The 16,827-nt window shown below is 75.1% G+C and carries 16 protein-coding genes and 1 pseudogene; 8 read left to right on the forward strand and 9 right to left on the reverse strand.

Annotated elements, in window-relative coordinates; genetic code table 11:
- Positions 1 to 88: 88 nt before the first annotated feature.
- Together ACFFXY_RS23395 and ACFFXY_RS23400 are read left to right on the forward strand one after the other, a co-directional pair.
- Positions 89 to 1,177 carry a coiled-coil domain-containing protein gene (locus ACFFXY_RS23395; RefSeq protein ID WP_382356362.1) on the forward strand — a complete coding sequence of 363 codons (1,089 nt, stop codon included), beginning with the start codon at positions 89 to 91 and terminating at the stop codon, positions 1,175 to 1,177.
- Between the two features lie 195 nt (positions 1,178 to 1,372).
- Positions 1,373 to 2,845, forward strand: a complete 1,473-nt coding sequence (locus ACFFXY_RS23400) for an FAD-dependent monooxygenase (protein WP_382356364.1) — start codon at positions 1,373 to 1,375, stop codon at positions 2,843 to 2,845.
- A 48-nt stretch (positions 2,846 to 2,893) separates the two neighbouring features.
- Here ACFFXY_RS23400 and ACFFXY_RS23405 read toward each other — a convergent pair whose 3' ends face one another.
- Positions 2,894 to 3,484 (reverse strand): DinB family protein, encoded by a 591-nt coding sequence (locus ACFFXY_RS23405; RefSeq protein ID WP_382356366.1) that lies wholly within the window; start codon positions 3,482 to 3,484, stop codon positions 2,894 to 2,896.
- 60 nt (positions 3,485 to 3,544) lie between these two features.
- On the reverse strand, positions 3,545 to 3,844 hold the full coding sequence (locus ACFFXY_RS23410) for a putative quinol monooxygenase (protein WP_382356368.1): 300 nt from the start codon (positions 3,842 to 3,844) through the stop codon (positions 3,545 to 3,547).
- Positions 3,845 to 3,908: 64 nt separating this feature from the next.
- Between ACFFXY_RS23410 and ACFFXY_RS23415 the strand changes: the two genes are divergently transcribed.
- Entirely contained in the window at positions 3,909 to 4,658 is a 750-nt protein-coding gene (locus ACFFXY_RS23415) for a class I SAM-dependent methyltransferase (RefSeq protein ID WP_382356370.1), read from the forward strand.
- Between the two features lie 60 nt (positions 4,659 to 4,718).
- Here the strand turns inward: ACFFXY_RS23415 and ACFFXY_RS23420 are convergent, their stop codons facing one another.
- From ACFFXY_RS23420 to trhA, 3 genes are all read right to left on the reverse strand, one after another.
- The gene (locus ACFFXY_RS23420) at positions 4,719 to 5,159 is read right to left on the reverse strand and encodes a DoxX family protein (RefSeq protein WP_382356372.1); all 441 of its coding nucleotides are present in this window, start codon (positions 5,157 to 5,159) and stop codon (positions 4,719 to 4,721) included.
- 110 nt (positions 5,160 to 5,269) lie between these two features.
- Positions 5,270 to 5,665, reverse strand: a complete 396-nt coding sequence (locus ACFFXY_RS23425; protein WP_382356374.1) for a DnaJ family domain-containing protein — start codon at positions 5,663 to 5,665, stop codon at positions 5,270 to 5,272.
- 42 nt (positions 5,666 to 5,707) lie between these two features.
- Positions 5,708 to 6,367: a PAQR family membrane homeostasis protein TrhA gene (gene trhA / locus ACFFXY_RS23430; protein ID WP_382356376.1), complete on the reverse strand. Its 660-nt coding sequence runs from the start codon at positions 6,365 to 6,367 to the stop codon at positions 5,708 to 5,710.
- 117 nt (positions 6,368 to 6,484) lie between these two features.
- Between trhA and ACFFXY_RS23435 the strand changes: the two genes are divergently transcribed.
- Together ACFFXY_RS23435 and ACFFXY_RS23440 are read left to right on the forward strand one after the other, a co-directional pair.
- Positions 6,485 to 7,681 carry a cation:proton antiporter gene (locus ACFFXY_RS23435; RefSeq protein WP_382356378.1) on the forward strand — a complete coding sequence of 399 codons (1,197 nt, stop codon included), beginning with the start codon at positions 6,485 to 6,487 and terminating at the stop codon, positions 7,679 to 7,681.
- Between the two features lie 83 nt (positions 7,682 to 7,764).
- The gene (locus ACFFXY_RS23440; protein ID WP_382356380.1) at positions 7,765 to 8,286 is read left to right on the forward strand and encodes a DUF2269 domain-containing protein; all 522 of its coding nucleotides are present in this window, start codon (positions 7,765 to 7,767) and stop codon (positions 8,284 to 8,286) included.
- Here ACFFXY_RS23440 and ACFFXY_RS23445 read toward each other — a convergent pair.
- The gene (locus ACFFXY_RS23445) at positions 8,210 to 9,355 is read right to left on the reverse strand and encodes a glycosyltransferase (protein WP_382356382.1); all 1,146 of its coding nucleotides are present in this window, start codon (positions 9,353 to 9,355) and stop codon (positions 8,210 to 8,212) included. The genes ACFFXY_RS23440 and ACFFXY_RS23445 overlap by 77 nt on opposite strands.
- Before the next feature lie 141 nt (positions 9,356 to 9,496).
- Between ACFFXY_RS23445 and ACFFXY_RS23450 the strand changes: the two genes are divergently transcribed.
- The gene (locus ACFFXY_RS23450; protein ID WP_382356384.1) at positions 9,497 to 10,408 is read left to right on the forward strand and encodes a hypothetical protein; all 912 of its coding nucleotides are present in this window, start codon (positions 9,497 to 9,499) and stop codon (positions 10,406 to 10,408) included.
- Positions 10,409 to 10,426: 18 nt separating this feature from the next.
- Here the strand turns inward: ACFFXY_RS23450 and ACFFXY_RS23455 are convergent.
- Positions 10,427 to 11,155, reverse strand: a pseudogene (locus ACFFXY_RS23455) (helix-turn-helix domain-containing protein); the annotation flags it as partial.
- A gap of 131 nt (positions 11,156 to 11,286) precedes the next feature.
- On the opposite strand from ACFFXY_RS23455, the gene ACFFXY_RS23460 reads away from it, so the two are divergent.
- Complete coding sequence (locus tag ACFFXY_RS23460; protein WP_382356386.1) at positions 11,287 to 11,970, forward strand: hypothetical protein; 684 nt, start codon at positions 11,287 to 11,289, stop codon at positions 11,968 to 11,970.
- 192 nt (positions 11,971 to 12,162) lie between these two features.
- Here ACFFXY_RS23460 and ACFFXY_RS23465 read toward each other — a convergent pair whose 3' ends face one another.
- A complete protein-coding gene (locus ACFFXY_RS23465; protein WP_359952045.1) occupies positions 12,163 to 12,675 on the reverse strand; it encodes a LuxR family transcriptional regulator in 513 nt (170 codons plus the stop codon).
- Positions 12,675 to 15,095: a helix-turn-helix transcriptional regulator gene (locus tag ACFFXY_RS23470; protein ID WP_382356388.1), complete on the reverse strand. Its 2,421-nt coding sequence runs from the start codon at positions 15,093 to 15,095 to the stop codon at positions 12,675 to 12,677. Before ACFFXY_RS23470 ends, ACFFXY_RS23465 begins: the two co-directional genes overlap by 1 nt.
- 209 nt (positions 15,096 to 15,304) lie before the next feature.
- Between ACFFXY_RS23470 and ACFFXY_RS23475 the strand changes: the two genes are divergently transcribed.
- Positions 15,305 to 16,795, forward strand: a complete 1,491-nt coding sequence (locus ACFFXY_RS23475) for a dynamin family protein (RefSeq protein WP_382356390.1) — start codon at positions 15,305 to 15,307, stop codon at positions 16,793 to 16,795.
- Positions 16,796 to 16,827: the final 32 nt, after the last annotated feature.

The raw sequence follows: 16,827 nt of genomic DNA on the forward strand, positions 1-16,827 counted from the left end.
CTCGTGAGTTATGTATCTCAGGGCGACACGCTTATTTTCCGGTTATTTAAATATCAATACCGGAAAGAAATAATGTTAGGATGTGGGCATGACGAAAACGGATGCGAACCACCAGACCACCCAGGCCCACCCGAAGCTCGTGACGCTGTGCAAGCGCTGCGGCACGCCGATCCCGCAGCAGCCCGGCCGCGGACGGCCCCGCCTGTACTGCGCCGACGGCGACTGCGCCTCCCAGGCCAAACGCCAGCGCGAACTGCGCCGCGCCACCCCGGGCCTGGAGGGCGCGCTCGCGCGGGCCGAGGAACTGTACGAGCAGATCGAGCAGTCCATGACCTCGGCGCTGGCGCCCCTCGCGGAGGCGCTGCGGGCCGAGACGGACCCCGCGGAGGTCGAGGCGCGGATCGCGGAGGTCCGGTCCGAGGCCGCCAGCGCGGTCGCGGCGGCGCGTGCGGAGCGCGACGAGGTGGCGGGGCGTGCGGCGGCGCTGCGTGACGAGCTGGCCGCGTCGGTTGCGGAGGTCGAGCGGGTGTCGGGGGTCGCTGCGGCGGCGGAGGGCCGTGCGAAGGAGGCGGTGTCGGCGCGGGTCGCGGCGGTGAAGGACGCGGAGGCGGCGCGCGTGGAGGCCGAGCGGGCGTTGGGTGAGGCGCGGGCGGCGGTGGCCGAGCGTGATGCGGCCGTCGGGGACGCGGCGGCGGCCCGGGTGGAGGCGGCCGAGGCGGTGCGGGGTCGTGATGCGGCGGTGGCGTCTCGGGAGGAGGCGGAGCGGGCGGCGGTGGCGGCTGCGGGTGATGCGGTGGCGGCGCGGGAGCGTGCGGACCGGGTGGAGGCGGAGGCGGCGGAGGCGCTGCGGGCCGGTGAGGCGGCGCTGGAGCGGGCCGAGGGGCGGGTGGCGTCGGTGATGGTCGAGCGGGACCGGGAGCGGTCGCGGGTGGAGGGTCTGGTGGCGGAGTTGGCGGTGGCGCGTCGGGACGCGGAGCAGGCGGGCGCGGCGGCGGCCGAGCGCGGTGCGGCGGTGGGGCGGTTGCAGGGCGAGGTCGCCGAGGCGGTCGCGGACCGGCGGGTGCTGGCGTCGCGGCTGGAGGCGGCGGAGGCGGCCCGGGCGGAGCAGGAGGCTGCGGCGGGGTCGTGGCGGGAGCGGGCGCTGGCGGCCGAGGCGCGGGTGAGGCGTCCCGAGTAGGGGTGCTCCCCTGCCGGTGTTTCGGGGTTTGACGGGTGGTGTCGCGGCTTGTATCTTGTGGTGGACCGCGACACTGCTTGAGGAGGTGGGACCCATGGACGTATCGATGTGGGTGCTCCCCTCCTCGCGTCGCGGCCGAGCGGTGTGATCGCTGCCGGGAGCGCCGGAAAGCACTCCTGAAGGGCAGGTTCTGCCATGGGCGTTTCCAAGTCCGCTGCCGGTGCGTCGCCGGAATCCGACGCGAGTTCTGTTGATGTGGTGGTCGCCGGGTGCGGTCCGACCGGTGCGATGCTGGCGGCCGAGTTGCGGCTGCACGGGGTCGGGGTCCTGGTCGTGGACCCGGTGACCGAGCCGAAGTCGATGGTCCGGGTCGTGGGCCTGCATGTTCGCAGTATCGAGTTGATGGCCATGCGGGGCCTGCTGGAGCGGTTGCGGCCGCTGGGCCGGGAGCGCCCGGCGGCCGGGTTCTTCGCGGGGCTCCCGGGTCCGGTGCCGGAGGGCCTGGACACGGCGCACGCTTTTCTGCTGGGTCTCCCCCAGCCTGTGGTGGAGCGGGTGCTGGAGGAGCATGCGGTGGAGCTGGGCGCCCGGGTGGTGCGGGGGCGGTCGGTGGCCGGGTTCGCGGAGGACGCGGGCGGTGTGGTCGTGGAGTTCGATGACGGTTCGCGGGTGCGGGCGGGGTTCCTGGTCGGGTGCGACGGGGCGCGCAGTGCAGTGCGGAGGCTCGCGGGTGTGGGGTTCGCGGGCGAGGCGTCGCGGTCCGAGACGCTGATGGGCGAGATGGAGGTCGGGGTCTCGGCCGAGGAGGTCGCCGCAGGGGTGGCGGGGGCGGGGCCGGTGGCGGGGTCGTTCTGGCTCAGGCCGTTCGGTGGTGTCTACAGTGTCGTCGTCCCGGCGGAGGGGGTGGCGCCGCGCGGGTCGGCGCCGACGCTCGATGATTTCCGGGCGCGGCTGCGTGCGGTTGCGGGGACGGATTTCGGGGTGCATTCGCCGCGGTGGCTGTCGCGGTTCGGGGACGCGACGCGGTTGGCGGACGCGTACCGGGTGGGGCGGGTGCTGCTGGCCGGTGATGCGGCGCATGTGCATCCGCCGCTGGGCGGGCAGGGGTTGAACCTGGGGGTGCAGGATGCGGTGAACCTGGGGTGGAAGCTGGCGGCGCAGGTGCGCGGGTGGGCTCCGGCGGGGCTGCTGGACACCTACGAGGCGGAGCGGCGTCCGGTGGCGGCGGCGGTGCTGGACAACACGCGGGCGCAGGTGGAGCTGTCCTCCCCCGGTGCGGGTCCGGAGGCGGCGCGGCGGCTGCTGGCGGAGTTGATGCGGTTCGGTGAGGTGAACCGGTTCCTGGTGGAGAAGGTCGCGGCGCTGGACGTGCGGTACGACTTCGGCGAGGGCCCGGAGGTCGTGGGGTGCCGCCAGCGCGATGTGCCGCTGGGGGGCGGGAGTCTGTACGGGTTCATGCGGGGCGGTCGGGGTCTGGTGGTGGACGGGACGGGGGGTCTGGGGGCCGGGGGGTGGTCGGACCGGGTCGATGTGGTGGCTGGTGCCGGTGGGGTGTCGGGGTGGCCGGGTGTGCTGCTGCGTCCGGACGGGCATGTGGCGTGGGCCGGTGGGGATCGGGCGGGTCTGGAGGCGGCGTTGGGGCGGTGGTTCGGGGCGCCGGTGGGGTGAGTGGTCTGGGGGCCCGGTGCGCATCGCACCGGGCCCTCGGGGGTGGTGTTATCGGCCTGCGGCGGTGCGGGCGGCTTGTTCGACCTGGTCGCGGTAGGCGGGCCAGTCGTATTGGTCGGCGGGCGGGAGGTTGGAGTTGCGCTGGTTGAGTCCGGCGGCGCCGTCGATGGTCTCGCGGACGATGTCGGCGTGTCCGGCGTGGCGGTTGGTCTCGGCGGTCATGTGGATGAGGATCTGGCCGAGGGTGACGGTGCGGCGTTCTTCGGGCCACCAGGGGACGGTGCCTTCGGTGTGGAGGTCGAGGGCGTCGATGGTGGCGTTGGAGTGGTCCCAGACGCGGCGGTAGAGGTCGGTGATGGATTCGGTGGTCTCGTCGGCGGTGGCCCACATCTCGATGTTGGGGACGGTCTCGATGAGGGGGAACCAGGCGGGCGGGTCGGGGAAGGGCCGGTCGAAGCAGGTGCCGAAGTATTCGACGTCGGTGGCGGCGGAGTGTTTGACGAGGCCGAGGAGGTTGGTGCCGGTGGGGGTGAGGGGGCGGCGCAGGTCGTACTCCCCTAGGCCGTCGAGTTTCCACAGGAGGGCTTCGCGGGCGGTCTGGAGGTAGCGCTGGAGGGTGGCTTTGAGGTCGTCGGTCATGGGTGCGAGTGTGCCAGTGGGGTGCGACGGGCGCATCCGGTTCGGGGGTCGGGTGTGGTGTCAGAGGTCGATGGGGGTGGATTCGTAGACGCGGATGTCGGCGGGGCGGGCGCGGTAGGGGTCGAGGGCGGCGGAGCCGGTGGCGTGGTGGGGTGCGGCGAGGTGGGCGTCGAGGGCGGCGCGGTCGGTCCAGGCTTCGACGCAGACGAACGCGCCGGGTTCGGTGACCGATTCCCAGAACCGGTATTCGAGGCAGCCGTGGTCGTTGGCGAGGGTGGAGTCCTGGAGGGCGCGGAGGCCGGCGAGGTAGGCGTCGCGGTGTTCGGGCAGGGTCCAGACGTAGGCGTGGACGGTGATCATGGGGGCGAGTGTAGAGGCGGATTCTCGTTTGCGCGGCGGGTGGGGCGCTGCTACGGTCCGGGCGATGACTTCTCTTGACGGGCCGGCACGGTACGGCCACCTCGACTGCAACTCCCCCATCGCGCGCTGGCGCCTCGACCGCATGGTGGAGGAGTGCGCGGCGTTCGCGCCGAAGACGATCCTCGACATCGGGTGCGGGTGGGGCGAGCTGCTCCAGCGGATCACGGAGCGGGTTCCGGACGCTGCGGCGGTGGGGATCGATTCGGATCTGGAACTGCTGGAGCGGGGGCGCGCGGGTGCGGCCCGGCGCGGGATCGGCGACCGGGTCGAGTTCGTGGAGTACCAGGGTGAGGACTGGACCGAGCCTGCGGATCTGGTGATCTGCATCGGTGCGGCGCATGCGTTCGGGACGAGCGCGGAGGCGGTGGCGGCGCTGGTGCCGCTGGTGAGGCCGGGTGGGCGGCTGGTGTTCGGCGACGGGATCTGGCAGCGCACGCCCACGGAGGCGGAGCTGGCTCAGATGTGGCCGGATACGAAGGCCGATGAGTGGCTGCTGCTGCCGGACCTGGTGGATGCGGCGGTGGCGGCGGGGCTGCGGCCGCTGCGGGTGGAGTCGGTGGAGCAGCACGAGTGGGACGACTTCGAGTCGGAGTTCCTCATGGACAAGGAGGTCTGGTTGCAGGCCAATCCGGGTCATGAGCGGGCCGAGGAGATCCGGGCGGCCGCGGATGCGCATCGTGCCTGGTGGTTGCGGGGTCACCGGGGTCTGCTCGGGTTCGCGTATCTGACGTTGGGGCGCCGGGTAGCGTTATAGGTGTGGGCAAGGGGCCCGGACCCGGTGGGGGTCCGGGCCTTCACCGTGTCCGGGGCCGGGTCAGAGTGCGGCGAGGACGCACAGGGCGATGAAGAGGGCCTGTTCGGCGGTGCGGATGCCGATGGGGGTGGCGGGCGATCCGGCGAGGGGGACGGCCCGTTTGGCGGCGGAGTAGTTCGCGGGGTACATGGCGACCAGGAGCGCGGCCAGGCACAGGGCGGCGGCGGTCGCGGTGGCGGGGACGAGGAGTCCGGCGGCGCCGGCGATTTCGAGGACGCCGGTGAGGGTGACCAGGTGCGCGGGTGTGGGGAGGCGCGCGGGGATCATGCGGATCATGTCGGCGCGGAATTTGGGGTGGAAGTGGACGGCGCCGGTGAGGGTGAACATGGCGGCGAGGCCGATGCGCAGGCACAGCTGCCAGTCGGTGAGGGCGTCGGCGCCGAGGAGTCCTGCCAGGCGGGCGAGGAGGGTGGCGGCGGTGAGGGTGATGATCGGTGCCATGGGTGTGCCTTCGGTGGTGGGCGCGAGCCGGTCTTGACATTGTCAAGTTAAGGATGCGCCGGAAACTAGACACTGTCAAGCAGGTGTTGCGGGAGCTACTGCGGTGGCGGCTACTGCTGCTGCTGGCGGCGTTCGCGCCAGGCCGCGACGGCCTCGTCGGCGTCGATGAGCCCGAACCGCAGCGGCGGGCCCTCCACTGGCCCGATGAGGGCCTTGCGGATGCGCCCGTTCAACTCCGCGACCGCCGCGCGCACCGCTTCCTCGTCGCCGAGGGCGTCCAGCGCCGCGGGCAGCTGCTCGCGCTCCTTGCCCAGGCGCAGGGCCGGCGGGAGGGCGTCCAGGCCGAAGTTCTCGCGCGTGGCCTGCTGGTGCAGCCACCAGTCCTCGCGCAGCGGCTGCCCGATCCCCGGCAGGGGCTTCCCGGCGCCGGGGAGGTCCTTGAACTCGCCGCGGGCCTCGGCCTCCTGGATCGCGCGGTCCACTCCCCTGGCTTGGCGGTCGCCCATGGCGGCACTCCCCTTCTCCGGTCGGTACCGCCGATCCTAACCTCAAGCGGCCGAATGGAGGACGATCGCGACCGCCGCGAACTGCGCCACGTACGCGGCGACGGTGAACGCGTGGAACACCTCGTGGAACCCGAACCACTGCACCGACGGGTTCGGGCGCTTGAGCGCGTACACCACGCCCCCGATCGTGTACAGCACCCCGCCGGTGAAGATCAGGACCGTCGCCGCCACCCCCGCGCCCGAGGCCAGCTGCGGCGTCACGAACACCGCCGCCCATCCCAGGACGATGTACAGGACCGTGTACAGCCAGCGCGGGGCCCCGTGCCACAGGACGCGGAAGACCACGCCGGCGGCGGCCCCGGCCCAGATGACCGACAGGAGCGCGGTGCGCGCGGTCCCGTCGAGGGCGAGGACGGCGATGGGCGTGTAGGTGCCGGCGATGATGAGGTAGATGTTCGCGTGGTCGAGGCGCTTGAGGGCGGCGGTGCCGCGGGCGGGGAGGTTGGTGCGGTGGTAGAGCGCGGAGACGCCGAACAGGAGGCCGGAGGTCGCGACGTAGACCGCGGCGGTGAGGCGTCCGGCGAGGGTGGGGGCGGTGGCGATGAGGGCGAGTCCGGCGATGAGCGCGAGGGGGAACGCGCCGGCGTGGAGCCAGCCGCGGAGGCGGGGTTTCGTGTCGGGGAGCGCGGGTGCCAGTGCCATGCTTCGAGGCTACGTCCGGAGGTTACCGTCCGGTAGTGCCGTTGCTCCCCCGATGCGGGGTGGGGTTAGGCCCCGTTTCGCCCGCTGGGGGGCGGTGCGGGGCTCTATGCTCCGGCGGTGGACTGGGACGGGATGTCGGTGCAGCTGGTGGTGCTGGCGATGGCCGCGGTGGCGGCGCCTTTGCTGGTGGACCGCGTGGAGCGGTGGGTGCGGCTGCCGAGCGTGGTCGTGGAGATCGTCCTGGGGATCGCGATCGGGCCGCAGGTGCTGGGGCTGGTGCAGACCGGGCCGCTGCTGGAGACGGTGTCGCAGCTGGGGTTGGCGATGCTGTTCTTCCTGGCGGGGTACGAGATCGACTTCCGGTCGGTGCGGGGGCGGCCGATCGCGGCGGCCTCGGCGGGCTGGCTGGTGTCGTTCGGGCTGGCGGCGGCCGCGATGTGGGCGGCCGGCGCCGGTGCGGCCGTGCTGATCCTGGCGATCGGGGTGTCCTCGACGGCGCTGGGGACGATCCTGCCGATCGCCCGCGACTCGGGGCTGCTGGCGGGGCCGGTGGGCCCGCACCTGATGGCCGTGGGCGCGGTCGGCGAGTTCGCGCCGATCGCGCTGCTGGCGTTGTTCTATTCGGAGGGGCACCATTCGGGGCGGACGACGCTCGCGATCGCGCTGGCGGGCCTGGCGGTCGCGGCGGCGGCGCTGGGGTCGCTGCGGCGGTCGGCGCGGGTCGCGCGGCTGCTGTCGGCGACCATGGGGACCTCGGCGCAGCTGGCGGTGCGGTTGTCGGTGCTGGTGCTGCTGGCGGCGGTGCTCCTGGCCGCCGAGATCGGCGTGGACATCGCGTTGGGGGCGTTCGCGGCCGGGGTGTGCATGCACCTGCTGCTGTCCGCTCTGGACGAGCGGGAGGAGGCGCTCGTGCAGTCCAAGCTCGACGGCATCGGGTTCGGCGCGGTCGTCCCGGTGTTCTTCGTCTACACGGGGGTGACGTTCGACCTGGACGAGCTGCTCGGTTCGCCCGCGGCCTTGGCGCTGATCCCGGTGTTCCTGCTGGCGTTCGCTCTGGTGCGGGGCGCGGTGACGTGGCTGTTCGCGCGCCGGTCCCTCGAAGGCCGGGACCGGGGCGCTCTGGCGGCGTTCGCGGCGACGCAGCTGCCGATCGTCGTCATCGCGTCCTCGACGGCGGCCGAGCGGGGTTTGGTCGCCGAGTCGGTGGCCGCGGCCATGGTCGGCGCCGCCATGGTCTCGGTCCTGGTGTTCCCGCTCGTGGGGTTGAAGTGGTCGCGGCGCAGCACCGCGGCGGTCGCGGCCGAGCCGATCTAGACGGGCGTCAGCGCAGGGGCGTAGGGGCGGATACGTCCGCGCTCCGATGTGGCGCCCCGCGTGCGGGGGCGAGCGTGGACGGTATGAGAAAACTCCGCCGCCCCGCGTACCGGGCCTTCGTCATCGCGCACGTCGCCTCGTCGGTCGCCTGGCTCGGCTTGAGCCTGAGCCTGCTGGTGCTGGGCGTCCGCGCCGTCACCACGACCGATCCGGCCGTGCAGTTCGCGGCCGGGACCGCCATGGACGCCCTCGCCTCCACTTTGGCCGTGCCGATCGGCGCGCTCGCCGTCGCCACCGGCGTGGTCCTGATGTTCGGGACCCGCTGGGGCCCTTCGCACAAGTGGGTGCTCGTCAAGCTCATCGCCACCGTCGCCGCGTTCGCCGCCACCGTGTTCGCGCTGCGACCGGGCCTGGCGGCCACCGCCGAGCTCCTGGACCCGGAGGCGTTGCAGACCCTCGACGACCAGGTCATCGCCGCGCCGATCGTGTCCTCGGCGATCTACCTCGGCGCGGTGATCCTCTCGTACGTCAAGCCGTGGGGACGGGTGGGCGCAGCCCGCCGCGCACCGGCCCCAGCGCGAGCGCCCGCCCGTAGTGCTCGATGAGCGCGTCCCCCTCCGCCTCCCAGGTGCGGCCGCGGACCTTCAGGCGCCCGCGCCGCCCCCACTGGCGCAGCACGTCCCGGCGCCCGGCCAGGCCCGCGACGAGGTCGGCCAGCGCGGCGGGGTCGGCGGCCGGGAAGTGGGTGCCGTCCACGCCCGGGTCGACCAGCTCGGCGGCCCCGCCGGCGTCGACGGCGAGCACGGCGACGCCGGAGGCGTGGGCCTCCTGGATCGTCTGCCCGAACGTCTCGAACGGCCCGGTGTGGACGAACAGGTCGAGGGAGGCGTACAGGCGCGACAGGTCCGTGCCGTGCAGGGCCCCCAGGAAGTGCGCCTGCGGCAGCAGCCGCTCCAGGGCCCGGCGGCGGGGCCCGTCCCCGGCGATGACCAGCCGCACCCCGGGGAGGGCGGCGACGTCGGCGAGCCAGTGGAGCTGCTTCTCGCGGGCGAGGCGGCCCACGTAGCCGACCAGGAGCTCCCCGTCGGGCACGAGCGCGTCGTGGAGCGTCGCGTCCCGGAACGAGGGGTGGAACCGGTTCGTGTCGACCCCGTGCGGCAGGACCGCGACGCCGCCGATGCCCTGGTCGGTCAGGGACCGGGCGGTGCACTCGGAGAGCGCGAGGTTCACCGCGGCGCGGGAGTGGATCGACTTGAGGCGCTTCCACACCAGCTGCTCGAACGCCGTCAGGTGGTAGGCGCGCGTGTAGGCGGGCAGGTCGGTCTGCCAGACGGCGACGGCGGGGACGCCGCGGCGCTCGGCCCAGGCCGCCGCGCGGGCGGTGTACCCGAAGGGGCTGGCGAGGTGGACGACGTCGGGGCGGTGCGCGTCCAGGGCGTCGTCGAGGGCGCGGGTGCCGAGCCCGGCCCGGAAGTGCCGGTAGGCGGGCAGGCGGACCGAGGGCACGTGCACCACCGGCCAGTCGAAGACCGGGCGCGGACCGGGCCCGGGGGCGGGGGCGACCACGACCGGTTCGATCCCGCGCGACGCCAGGTGGGCCGCGGCCCGCGCCACCGAGCGGGCGACGCCGTTGATCTGCGGCGGGAAGGATTCGGTGACCAGTGCGACTCTCATGACCGGAGCGTAAAGGCGCAGGTGGGCGCCGGAGGGAATCGGAAGTGTCGCGGGACTGAACCCCAGCCGATATTCACGGCCGTCACGGCGCGGCCGATTCGTTCAAGCCCGCGCCGCACTCCCCGCCCTAGCGTGGAGGGCATGGAACGGATCGATGCAGACGCGAGGGACCGGGCCGCGCAGTTCGTGTGGCGCACCGGCAGTCTCGTGGACCAGCGCCGCATGGCGCATCTCGCCGGGGCCGGCACGGGCGATCAGGTGCGGGACGCGGTGCTCGCCCACCGGACCGGGGACGGGGGGTTCGCGTTCGCGCTCGAACCCGACGTGAAGGGCCCCGACCCGCAGCCCCTCGCGGCCATGACGGCGCTGGGGCTCCTCGACGAGGCCGGGGCGCTCGACCAGGAGACGGGCGCGGGCGTGTGCGACTGGCTCGCCGGGTGCACGGCACCGGACGGGGGCGTCCCCGACCTCCTCGACACGATCGCGGCCTACCCGCACCCGCCGTGGGTCCAGGCCCCGCCCCAGGATCGCGGGGGGCTCCTGACCACCGCGCGCGCCGCCGGATACCTGCTGCGCAACCGGATCGAGCACGCCTGGGTCGACGGCGCGGCCGCGTTCTGCCGCACCCGCATCGACGCGGTGGAGGCGTCCCACCCGTACGAGGTGTTCAGCATCTGCGTATTCCTCGGCGCCGCACCCGACCGGGCCTGGGCGGCCCGGGCCGCGGCGAGGATCGGGGACCTCGTGCGCGACACCGGCCTGGTGCTCCTGGACCCCGAGAATGCCGAGGGCGCGGCGGTGCCCGCGGGGTACGCGCCCGGCGAGCACCACCTGGCGTGCGACTTCGCCCCCGAGCCGGGCAGCGTCGGCGCGGCGTGGTTCACGCCCGGTGAGATGCGTGCGGCCCTGGACTTCCGGGCCGCCGAGCAGGAGGCGGACGGCGGCTGGCCGATCCACTACCGGCGCTGGCATGCGGGGATCGAGCTCCAGGCCCGCCCCGGGTTCACCGTCGCGGCGCTGCGGACCCTGCGGGCGTGGGAGGGGCGGGCGTAACCGGCCCGTCGGGGACGCCCCGGACCAGCGGCGCACCTGCCGGGCCAGGTGCGCCTGGTCGGCGTACCCCTCCTCTGCCGCGACCCGCGCCCACCCGCGGCCGCTCGGGGCGGTGGCCCTGCGGAATCTGAGGATCTGTTCGAGGGTCTTGGGGCCGTACCCGAACGCGGCGTCGAGGCGGCGGCGCAGCTGCCGCTCGGAGAACCCCAGGCGCCGCGCCAGGACCGGGACCGCGGGCGGCTCGGGGACGTCGAGGGCCGCCGCGGCGGCGAGGGCGACCGGGTCGGGCCCGAACCGCCGCGCGCGGGCGGCCAGGGCCGCGGCCAGGAGATCGGCGGCCCGCCACGGGTCCGCTTCGGCCGCAAGGCGGTCGGCGAGCGCGCCGGCGGGCCACAGGTCGTGGAGGGACGGCTGGGCGTCGCGGACTGCGGTGGCCGGGACGAGCCCCAGGAGCACCCGGGCCGCGCCGGGGCGCAGCCGCACCCCCGCGATCACGGTCCCCGGGGCCAGTGGCACGTCCCGGGGGCCGGTGTCGGGCCCGGCGACTTCGAGGCGACCGCCAGTCCACAGCAGGTCGGTGCAGGCGTCGGGGACGATGCGGGCCGCAGCGGCGCCCGGGCTGCGGCGCACCCACAGGCACGGCGACCACGCGGCCGCATCGCCGGGCGCGGGCCGCTCCGCGTAGCCCTCCTGGGGGCCGCCGGGCGCGGTGTCCATGCCCCCGACCGTAACGCGCTGCACCGACATCGGCGGCGGCCTGCGCGACTGCAGGGCGGGGCAGTGTCGGACCCTGCGTGTAGGTATTGGAGGATGCAGTCCAGTTCACCAGGCCGCGCCTTCGCGCGCCGTGCCTCCGAACCCATGTGAAGGAGCCCCCGATGTCACTGTCGAGTGCCGACATCGCCCATCTCGAAACGGTGCTGGCGCAAGGGAAGAAACCGAAGGTGGTGTTCACCGACGCCGCCGGGCAGGTCGCCGGGCGCACCGGGAAGGTCGTCGCCCTCGACCCGGCCGGCGTCGACGACTTCGTGCAGGTCGCGTTCGGGTCCGACGAGCTGTCGTTCTCCGCGGCGGAACTGCGCCTGCCCGCCCCCGGCGAGGGGGCCCGGCGCACGCCCGCGCCCCGGCAGCGCTCGACCGCCCCGGCCGGGCCCGGGCTGCTCCCCGACGACGCGCCCGAGCCCAAACCCGCACCGAAACCAGTTGTGAGCGAGAGGAAACCCGTGACCGAACCCGAGACGCCCGCGCCCGAGCCCGTGGTGAAGAAGAAGGCCGCCCGCCCGCGCGCGGCCGCCGCGAAGCACCCCGAGCTGACCGTCACGCTGACCTATGAGGACGGCGAGTGGTCCGTGGCGGCCACCCGCGGCGCCCGCACGGTCGTCAAGGGCGCGAAGGTCGCCCACACGAACGCGCTGACGATGTGCCAGGCGTCGGGGTCGGACGAGGTCAACGAGGTCGTGTCCGAAGTGGTCGAGAAGATCCGCTCCGAGGCCGCCGAGGAGGCCGCCCGCCTGCGCCGCCAGCTCGAAGAGGCCGAAGCGCGCCTCGCCGAACTGAAGTAAGCCGCCCCGCGCGGAGCCGACGGGCCCGGTCCGCCTTGCGGCGTCCCGGGCCCGGCTGTCTACCCGGGGCCTGCGACCGGGGGCGCGGCCCCCGCGGTCGGGCGTGTCCGTTCGCGGCCGCCCCCGGCTGCAACAGTGCCACTGGGGACCGACACTCGCCGCCGGGCCGCGCCTCGGCGGCGGCCGGGGCGGTTAGTCGCGGGCGTGCTTGATGTAGATCATGACCGCTTCGCGGGTGGTCTTGACGCCCAGGGACTGGCGGGCGGCGGCGATGCGGCGGTTGGCGGTGCGCAAGGAAACGAACTCGGCCTCCGCGGCGGCGGCGATCGTCGAGCCGGCGGCCAGGCGCGACAGGAGCGCGCGCTGCTCGGCGTCGAGGTCGAGGCCGTCGGCGGCCTCGGCCTTCCCCGGAGTGAGCCCGAGGGGGCCGACGCGGCGCAGGTCCGCGGCCAGGTTGAGCGCGAGCTGCCCGGAGGCGACGGCGATGATCCCCGCCCCGCGCGCGGCGGCCAGGACCGCTTGGGACGCGGTGTGGTCGTCGCCGACCGTGCCGTGGCACACCAGGCGCCGGTCGGCCAGGTCCCACGCCGGCTCCAGGAGCGCGAACCCGCGGTGCGCCGACCAGCCCGCGGCCGCGCAGCGGCGCACCAGCGTGTCCGCGTCGCCCGCGGCGGGCACCACGTGCAGGGGCACCTGTTCGCCCATCAGGCGTCACCGCCTTCGAGGGGCGCGGCCGACAGCAGCACCGCGGCCTCGGTGCGGGTCTTCGCGCCGAGCTTGCGCATCCCCGAGCGGATGTGCGTCTCCACCGTCTCGGCGGTGATCCCCAGGATCTCGGCGATCCGCCGCGACGGGTGACCGGAGGCCACATGCCGCAGCACCTCCGCCTCGCGGTCGGTCAGGCCCCCGCCCCCGCGCGCCGAACGGCGGTCGCGGCGCACGTCGTGGCGGCGCAGCCCCCGCCGGGCCCGCCCGGCCAGGACGATCAGCCCGTGCTCGTCGGCGATCCGCTCGGCCGCCTCAAGGGCCGCGACCGCGGCCTGCGGGTCCCCCGAGTGCGCCGCGAGCGCCAGGAGGCACCGGACCTGCTCGCGGGCGGCGAGACCGTCCCATGCCGAGGCGGCCTGTGCGAACGGCCCCGGCGCGGCCTTGTCCCACGCGGCGAGGGTCGTCGCCACCGGCGCCGGCCACGGCGTGGTGTCCGCGGCGACCGGCTCGGTCCCGGTGTCGTAGGCGATCCACCGGCCGGTGATGTGCGCGAGCCCCCCGACCAGGCCCGGCTGGGCCTCGGGGGCCTCGGGGCCGGGCTGGCCGTCGAGCCACGCGGTCTCGTGCTCCAGCCACGCCACGAGCCCGTCGAGCGCCGCCGGGGCGTCGTGCAGGCGCGACAGGCGCGCCCGCGCCGCACCCAGGGCCCCGGTGTCGGCCTCGGCGAGCGCGATGGAGGCGGCGATGAGCGTGTCGGCGACCGCCGGGAGCGCGTGGTCGGCGAGCGACTGCGCGGCCGCGATCACGTTGTCCAGGCCCGTCCCCGACAGGACCAGGCACCACGCGGCGGCGGCCAGGAACCGGGTCTGCCACGAGTAGGCGCCGTCGGCCCCGGCCCGGTCGGCCGCCTCGTGCGCGACCGCCTCGGCCTCGACCAGGCGCGCGGCGTCGGCGAGGGCGATCACCCGCGACCACGCGCACCACGCGGCGGTCGTCGCGTCCCCCGCCGCACGCGCGAGGGCCTCGGCGGCGGCGAGCGCGTCCGGGTCGTCCCCGGCCAGCGCCGCGGCGAGCCCGGGGTGGTCGAGCTCGGGGTAGGCGGCGCGGATCTCGTCGGCGAGCAGGTGCCGCTCGGACGCGCTCGCGCACAGCAGCCGCAGCTGGTCGGTCTCGGGCCCCTCGGGGGCCTCGGCGAGGGCGGCCCGGGCGCGGCCGGTCTCGCCGACGGCCAGGAGCGCCCACGCCCGCACCACGGCGGTGTCGCCGGAGGCGGGCGCCCGGTCGAGGACGGCCAGGGCGGCGTTGGTGCGGCCCGCTTCCAGGGCCGCGCGGGCGGCGGGGACGGCGTGGGCGGGGTCGAGTTCGGCGGCGAGCAGGAGCGCTTCGGCGCGGGTCTGCGGGGACCCGTCCTCGGCGGCCGCGAGCGCGGCGGCCAGGGCGCGGCCGGCGAGCCCGGCGGCGTGGGCGTGGCGGGCGGACTCGACGCCGCCGGTGGCGTCGGCGAGGTGCTCGTGCATGGACCGGCGGGCCTCGGCGTCGAGGATGCCCGCGGCGATCTCGGCCATCCACGGCGACGCGGGGCGCAGGAACGGGCCCTCGGGGACGGCGAGCCCGGCGTCGGCCAGGACCTGCGCGCCCTCACCGAGGAGCGTGGGGTGCGCGGGGCGCCCGAGCAGGCCCAGGACGGCCAGGGCGGTGCGCCCGGCGCGGGGCAGGTCGGCGATGGCCGCCGCGGCGGCGGAGGCGGGGTCGCCGGGCAGGCCCGGGTCCGGTTCGCCCGGGCCGGTGTGGGCGGCCCGCTTGGCGAGCGCGGTCAGGGCGAGGGGGTTGCCGCCGGCGCGGGAGGCCAGCGCCGCGGCGCGTGTGGGCGCCAGCGCCGGGGCGCACTCGGCGACCAGGGCCGCGGCCTCGGCGTCGGTGAGGTCGGGGACGGCGATCACGGTGGCGGCGGCGAGGAGGCGCGCGAGGGCGTCCTCGCCGAGCCGGTTGGGGGTCCGCAGCGCCGCCGCGACCGGGAGGCGCTCGGCCAGGACCGGCAGGACCGCGAGCGTGGCCGCGTCGCACCACTGGAGGTCGTCGATGACCAGCAGGCCCCCGCGGGTGCGCGAGTACACGGCCTCGGCCAGCAGCGGGAGGTCCTCGGCGGGCATGCGCGCCCTGGTGGCCCGCTCCAGGGCGAGCGCGGGCTGGCCCGAGAGCATCGCGAGGCCGCCGCCGGCGTGCACGGGCCGCTTGGAGGCGCGCGCGAGGCGCTCCAGCAGGCGGGTGCGCCCCGAGCCGGGCGGGCCGGTGACGACCACCAGGCCCGGTCCCGCCAGCGCGCCGGCCATGGCGCGCAGTGCATCGTCGCGGTTCGCGACCCCGTGGGGCGCCGGGGCGACGGGGGGCGCCAGTCCGGGGGTGGGCGGGGCGGCCAAGGGGGCTCCTTACGCTGTGGCACGAATGGGGGAGGCGGCCGGGCGGTCGCGGTTTGTAATCTCGTTGTTGTCGACGGACCGCCGACGCCTCTCATGATATTGCGGAAGCTTCGATGCCGCAGACCGGCGTCGGCGACCGGAGTGCCGCATACCGGACGGTACGCCCGGACGGACCGACGAGACTACAGGAGAGGGCGGACACGGGGACCATGGTGGCAGGACAACTCACCACGAGCGTGGCGGGCATGTGCGAGGAACTGGCCGGCAAGGTCTCCAGCGCGTCGCGCCCCGTGGTCGAGGAGGTCGCGTCCCGGCTGGGGCAGCCCCTTCGCGTCGCCGTCGCCGGACGGTTGAAGGCCGGGAAGTCCACGCTCGTCAACGCGCTCATCGGGCGCCGCGTCGCGCCGACCGCGGCCGGGGAGTGCACGCGGGTGGTGACCCAGTTCCGGTACGGCCCGGCCGACCGGGTCGACGTGGTCGCCCGCAACGGCGTCAAGCACGCCGTGCCCTTGGACGCGAACGGGATGATCCCGACGTCGCTGCCGATCCCGGCCGACGAGGCCGCGATGATCGACGTGCAGCTGTCCTCCGACCGCCTGCGGGACCTGACCGTGGTCGACACGCCCGGGTTGCAGTCGGTGAACACCGACATCTCCGAGGCCGCCCGCGAGATGCTGTTCGCCGCGCCGATCGCCGAGGACGTCGACGACGACTCCAAGGCCGCCGTCGAGTCGGCCGAGGCGATCATCTACGTGTTCACCCAGCAGGTCCGCGCCGACGACGTCGAGGCGCTCGAAGCGTTCTCGAAGGCCTCGCAGCAGCTGTCGTCCTCGCCGATGAACGCCCTGGGCCTGTACAACAAGGCCGACAAGCTCGCCCCCGGCCCCGGCCAGGACCCCTGGCCCGTCGCGGGCCCGATCGCCGGGGACCAGGCGAACGTGCTGCGCCGCGCCGTGTGCGACGTCGTCCCCGTCGTGGGCCTGCTCGCCGAGACCGCCGAGGCCGGGCTCCTGACGGCCGCCGACTGCGAGGCCCTGCGGACCCTCGCGGGGCTCGGGGAGGAGAAGCGGGCGCTCATGCTCGCCTCCGCCGGGCTGTTCCTGTCGACCGAGTCGCCCGTGGACGAGCACCAGCGCCGCCGCCTCCTGGAGCGCCTGGACCTGTACGGCATCCACTTCGCGATCGCCCACCTCCAGGCGTCCCCGCACCTGGCGACCGGCGAGCTCGTGCGGCTGCTGTTCGCCGCCTCCGGGTTCCCGCGCCTGCGCACCACCCTCCACCAGATCTTCGGCGTGCGCGCCGACGTCATCAAGGCCGGATGGGCCCTGGGCCGACTCGACGCCGCCGCGGCCTCGGGCCCGGCCGCCGACCGCGACCTCCTGAGAGGCGCCGTCGAGTCGATCGTCGCCCGCCCCGAGTACCACCGGCTGCCGCTGCTGGAGGCGGCCGCGCAGGTCACCACCGGGCAGGTCGCGCTCCCCGAGGCCATGGAGGCCGAGGTCGCCCGGCTCGCGCTCACCGACGACGCCGGGGTCGTCCTGGGCCTGCCCGGCGAGGCGCGCCCGCAGCTGCGCCGCGCCGCCATCGAGGCGGCCGCGCGCTGGCGGGCCTTCGCCAACGGCGGCGCCACCCCGTCCCAGGCCCGGGTGGCGAACGTGGTGCATCGTGGTTTCCATCTGCTGGCCCAACGCCTCGGCTGACAGCGACAAGCGTTCACACTGTAAGGAGAGCA

Source organism: Glycomyces mayteni, assembly GCF_042428885.1.
GTDB lineage: Bacteria > Actinomycetota > Actinomycetes > Mycobacteriales > Micromonosporaceae > Glycomyces > Glycomyces mayteni.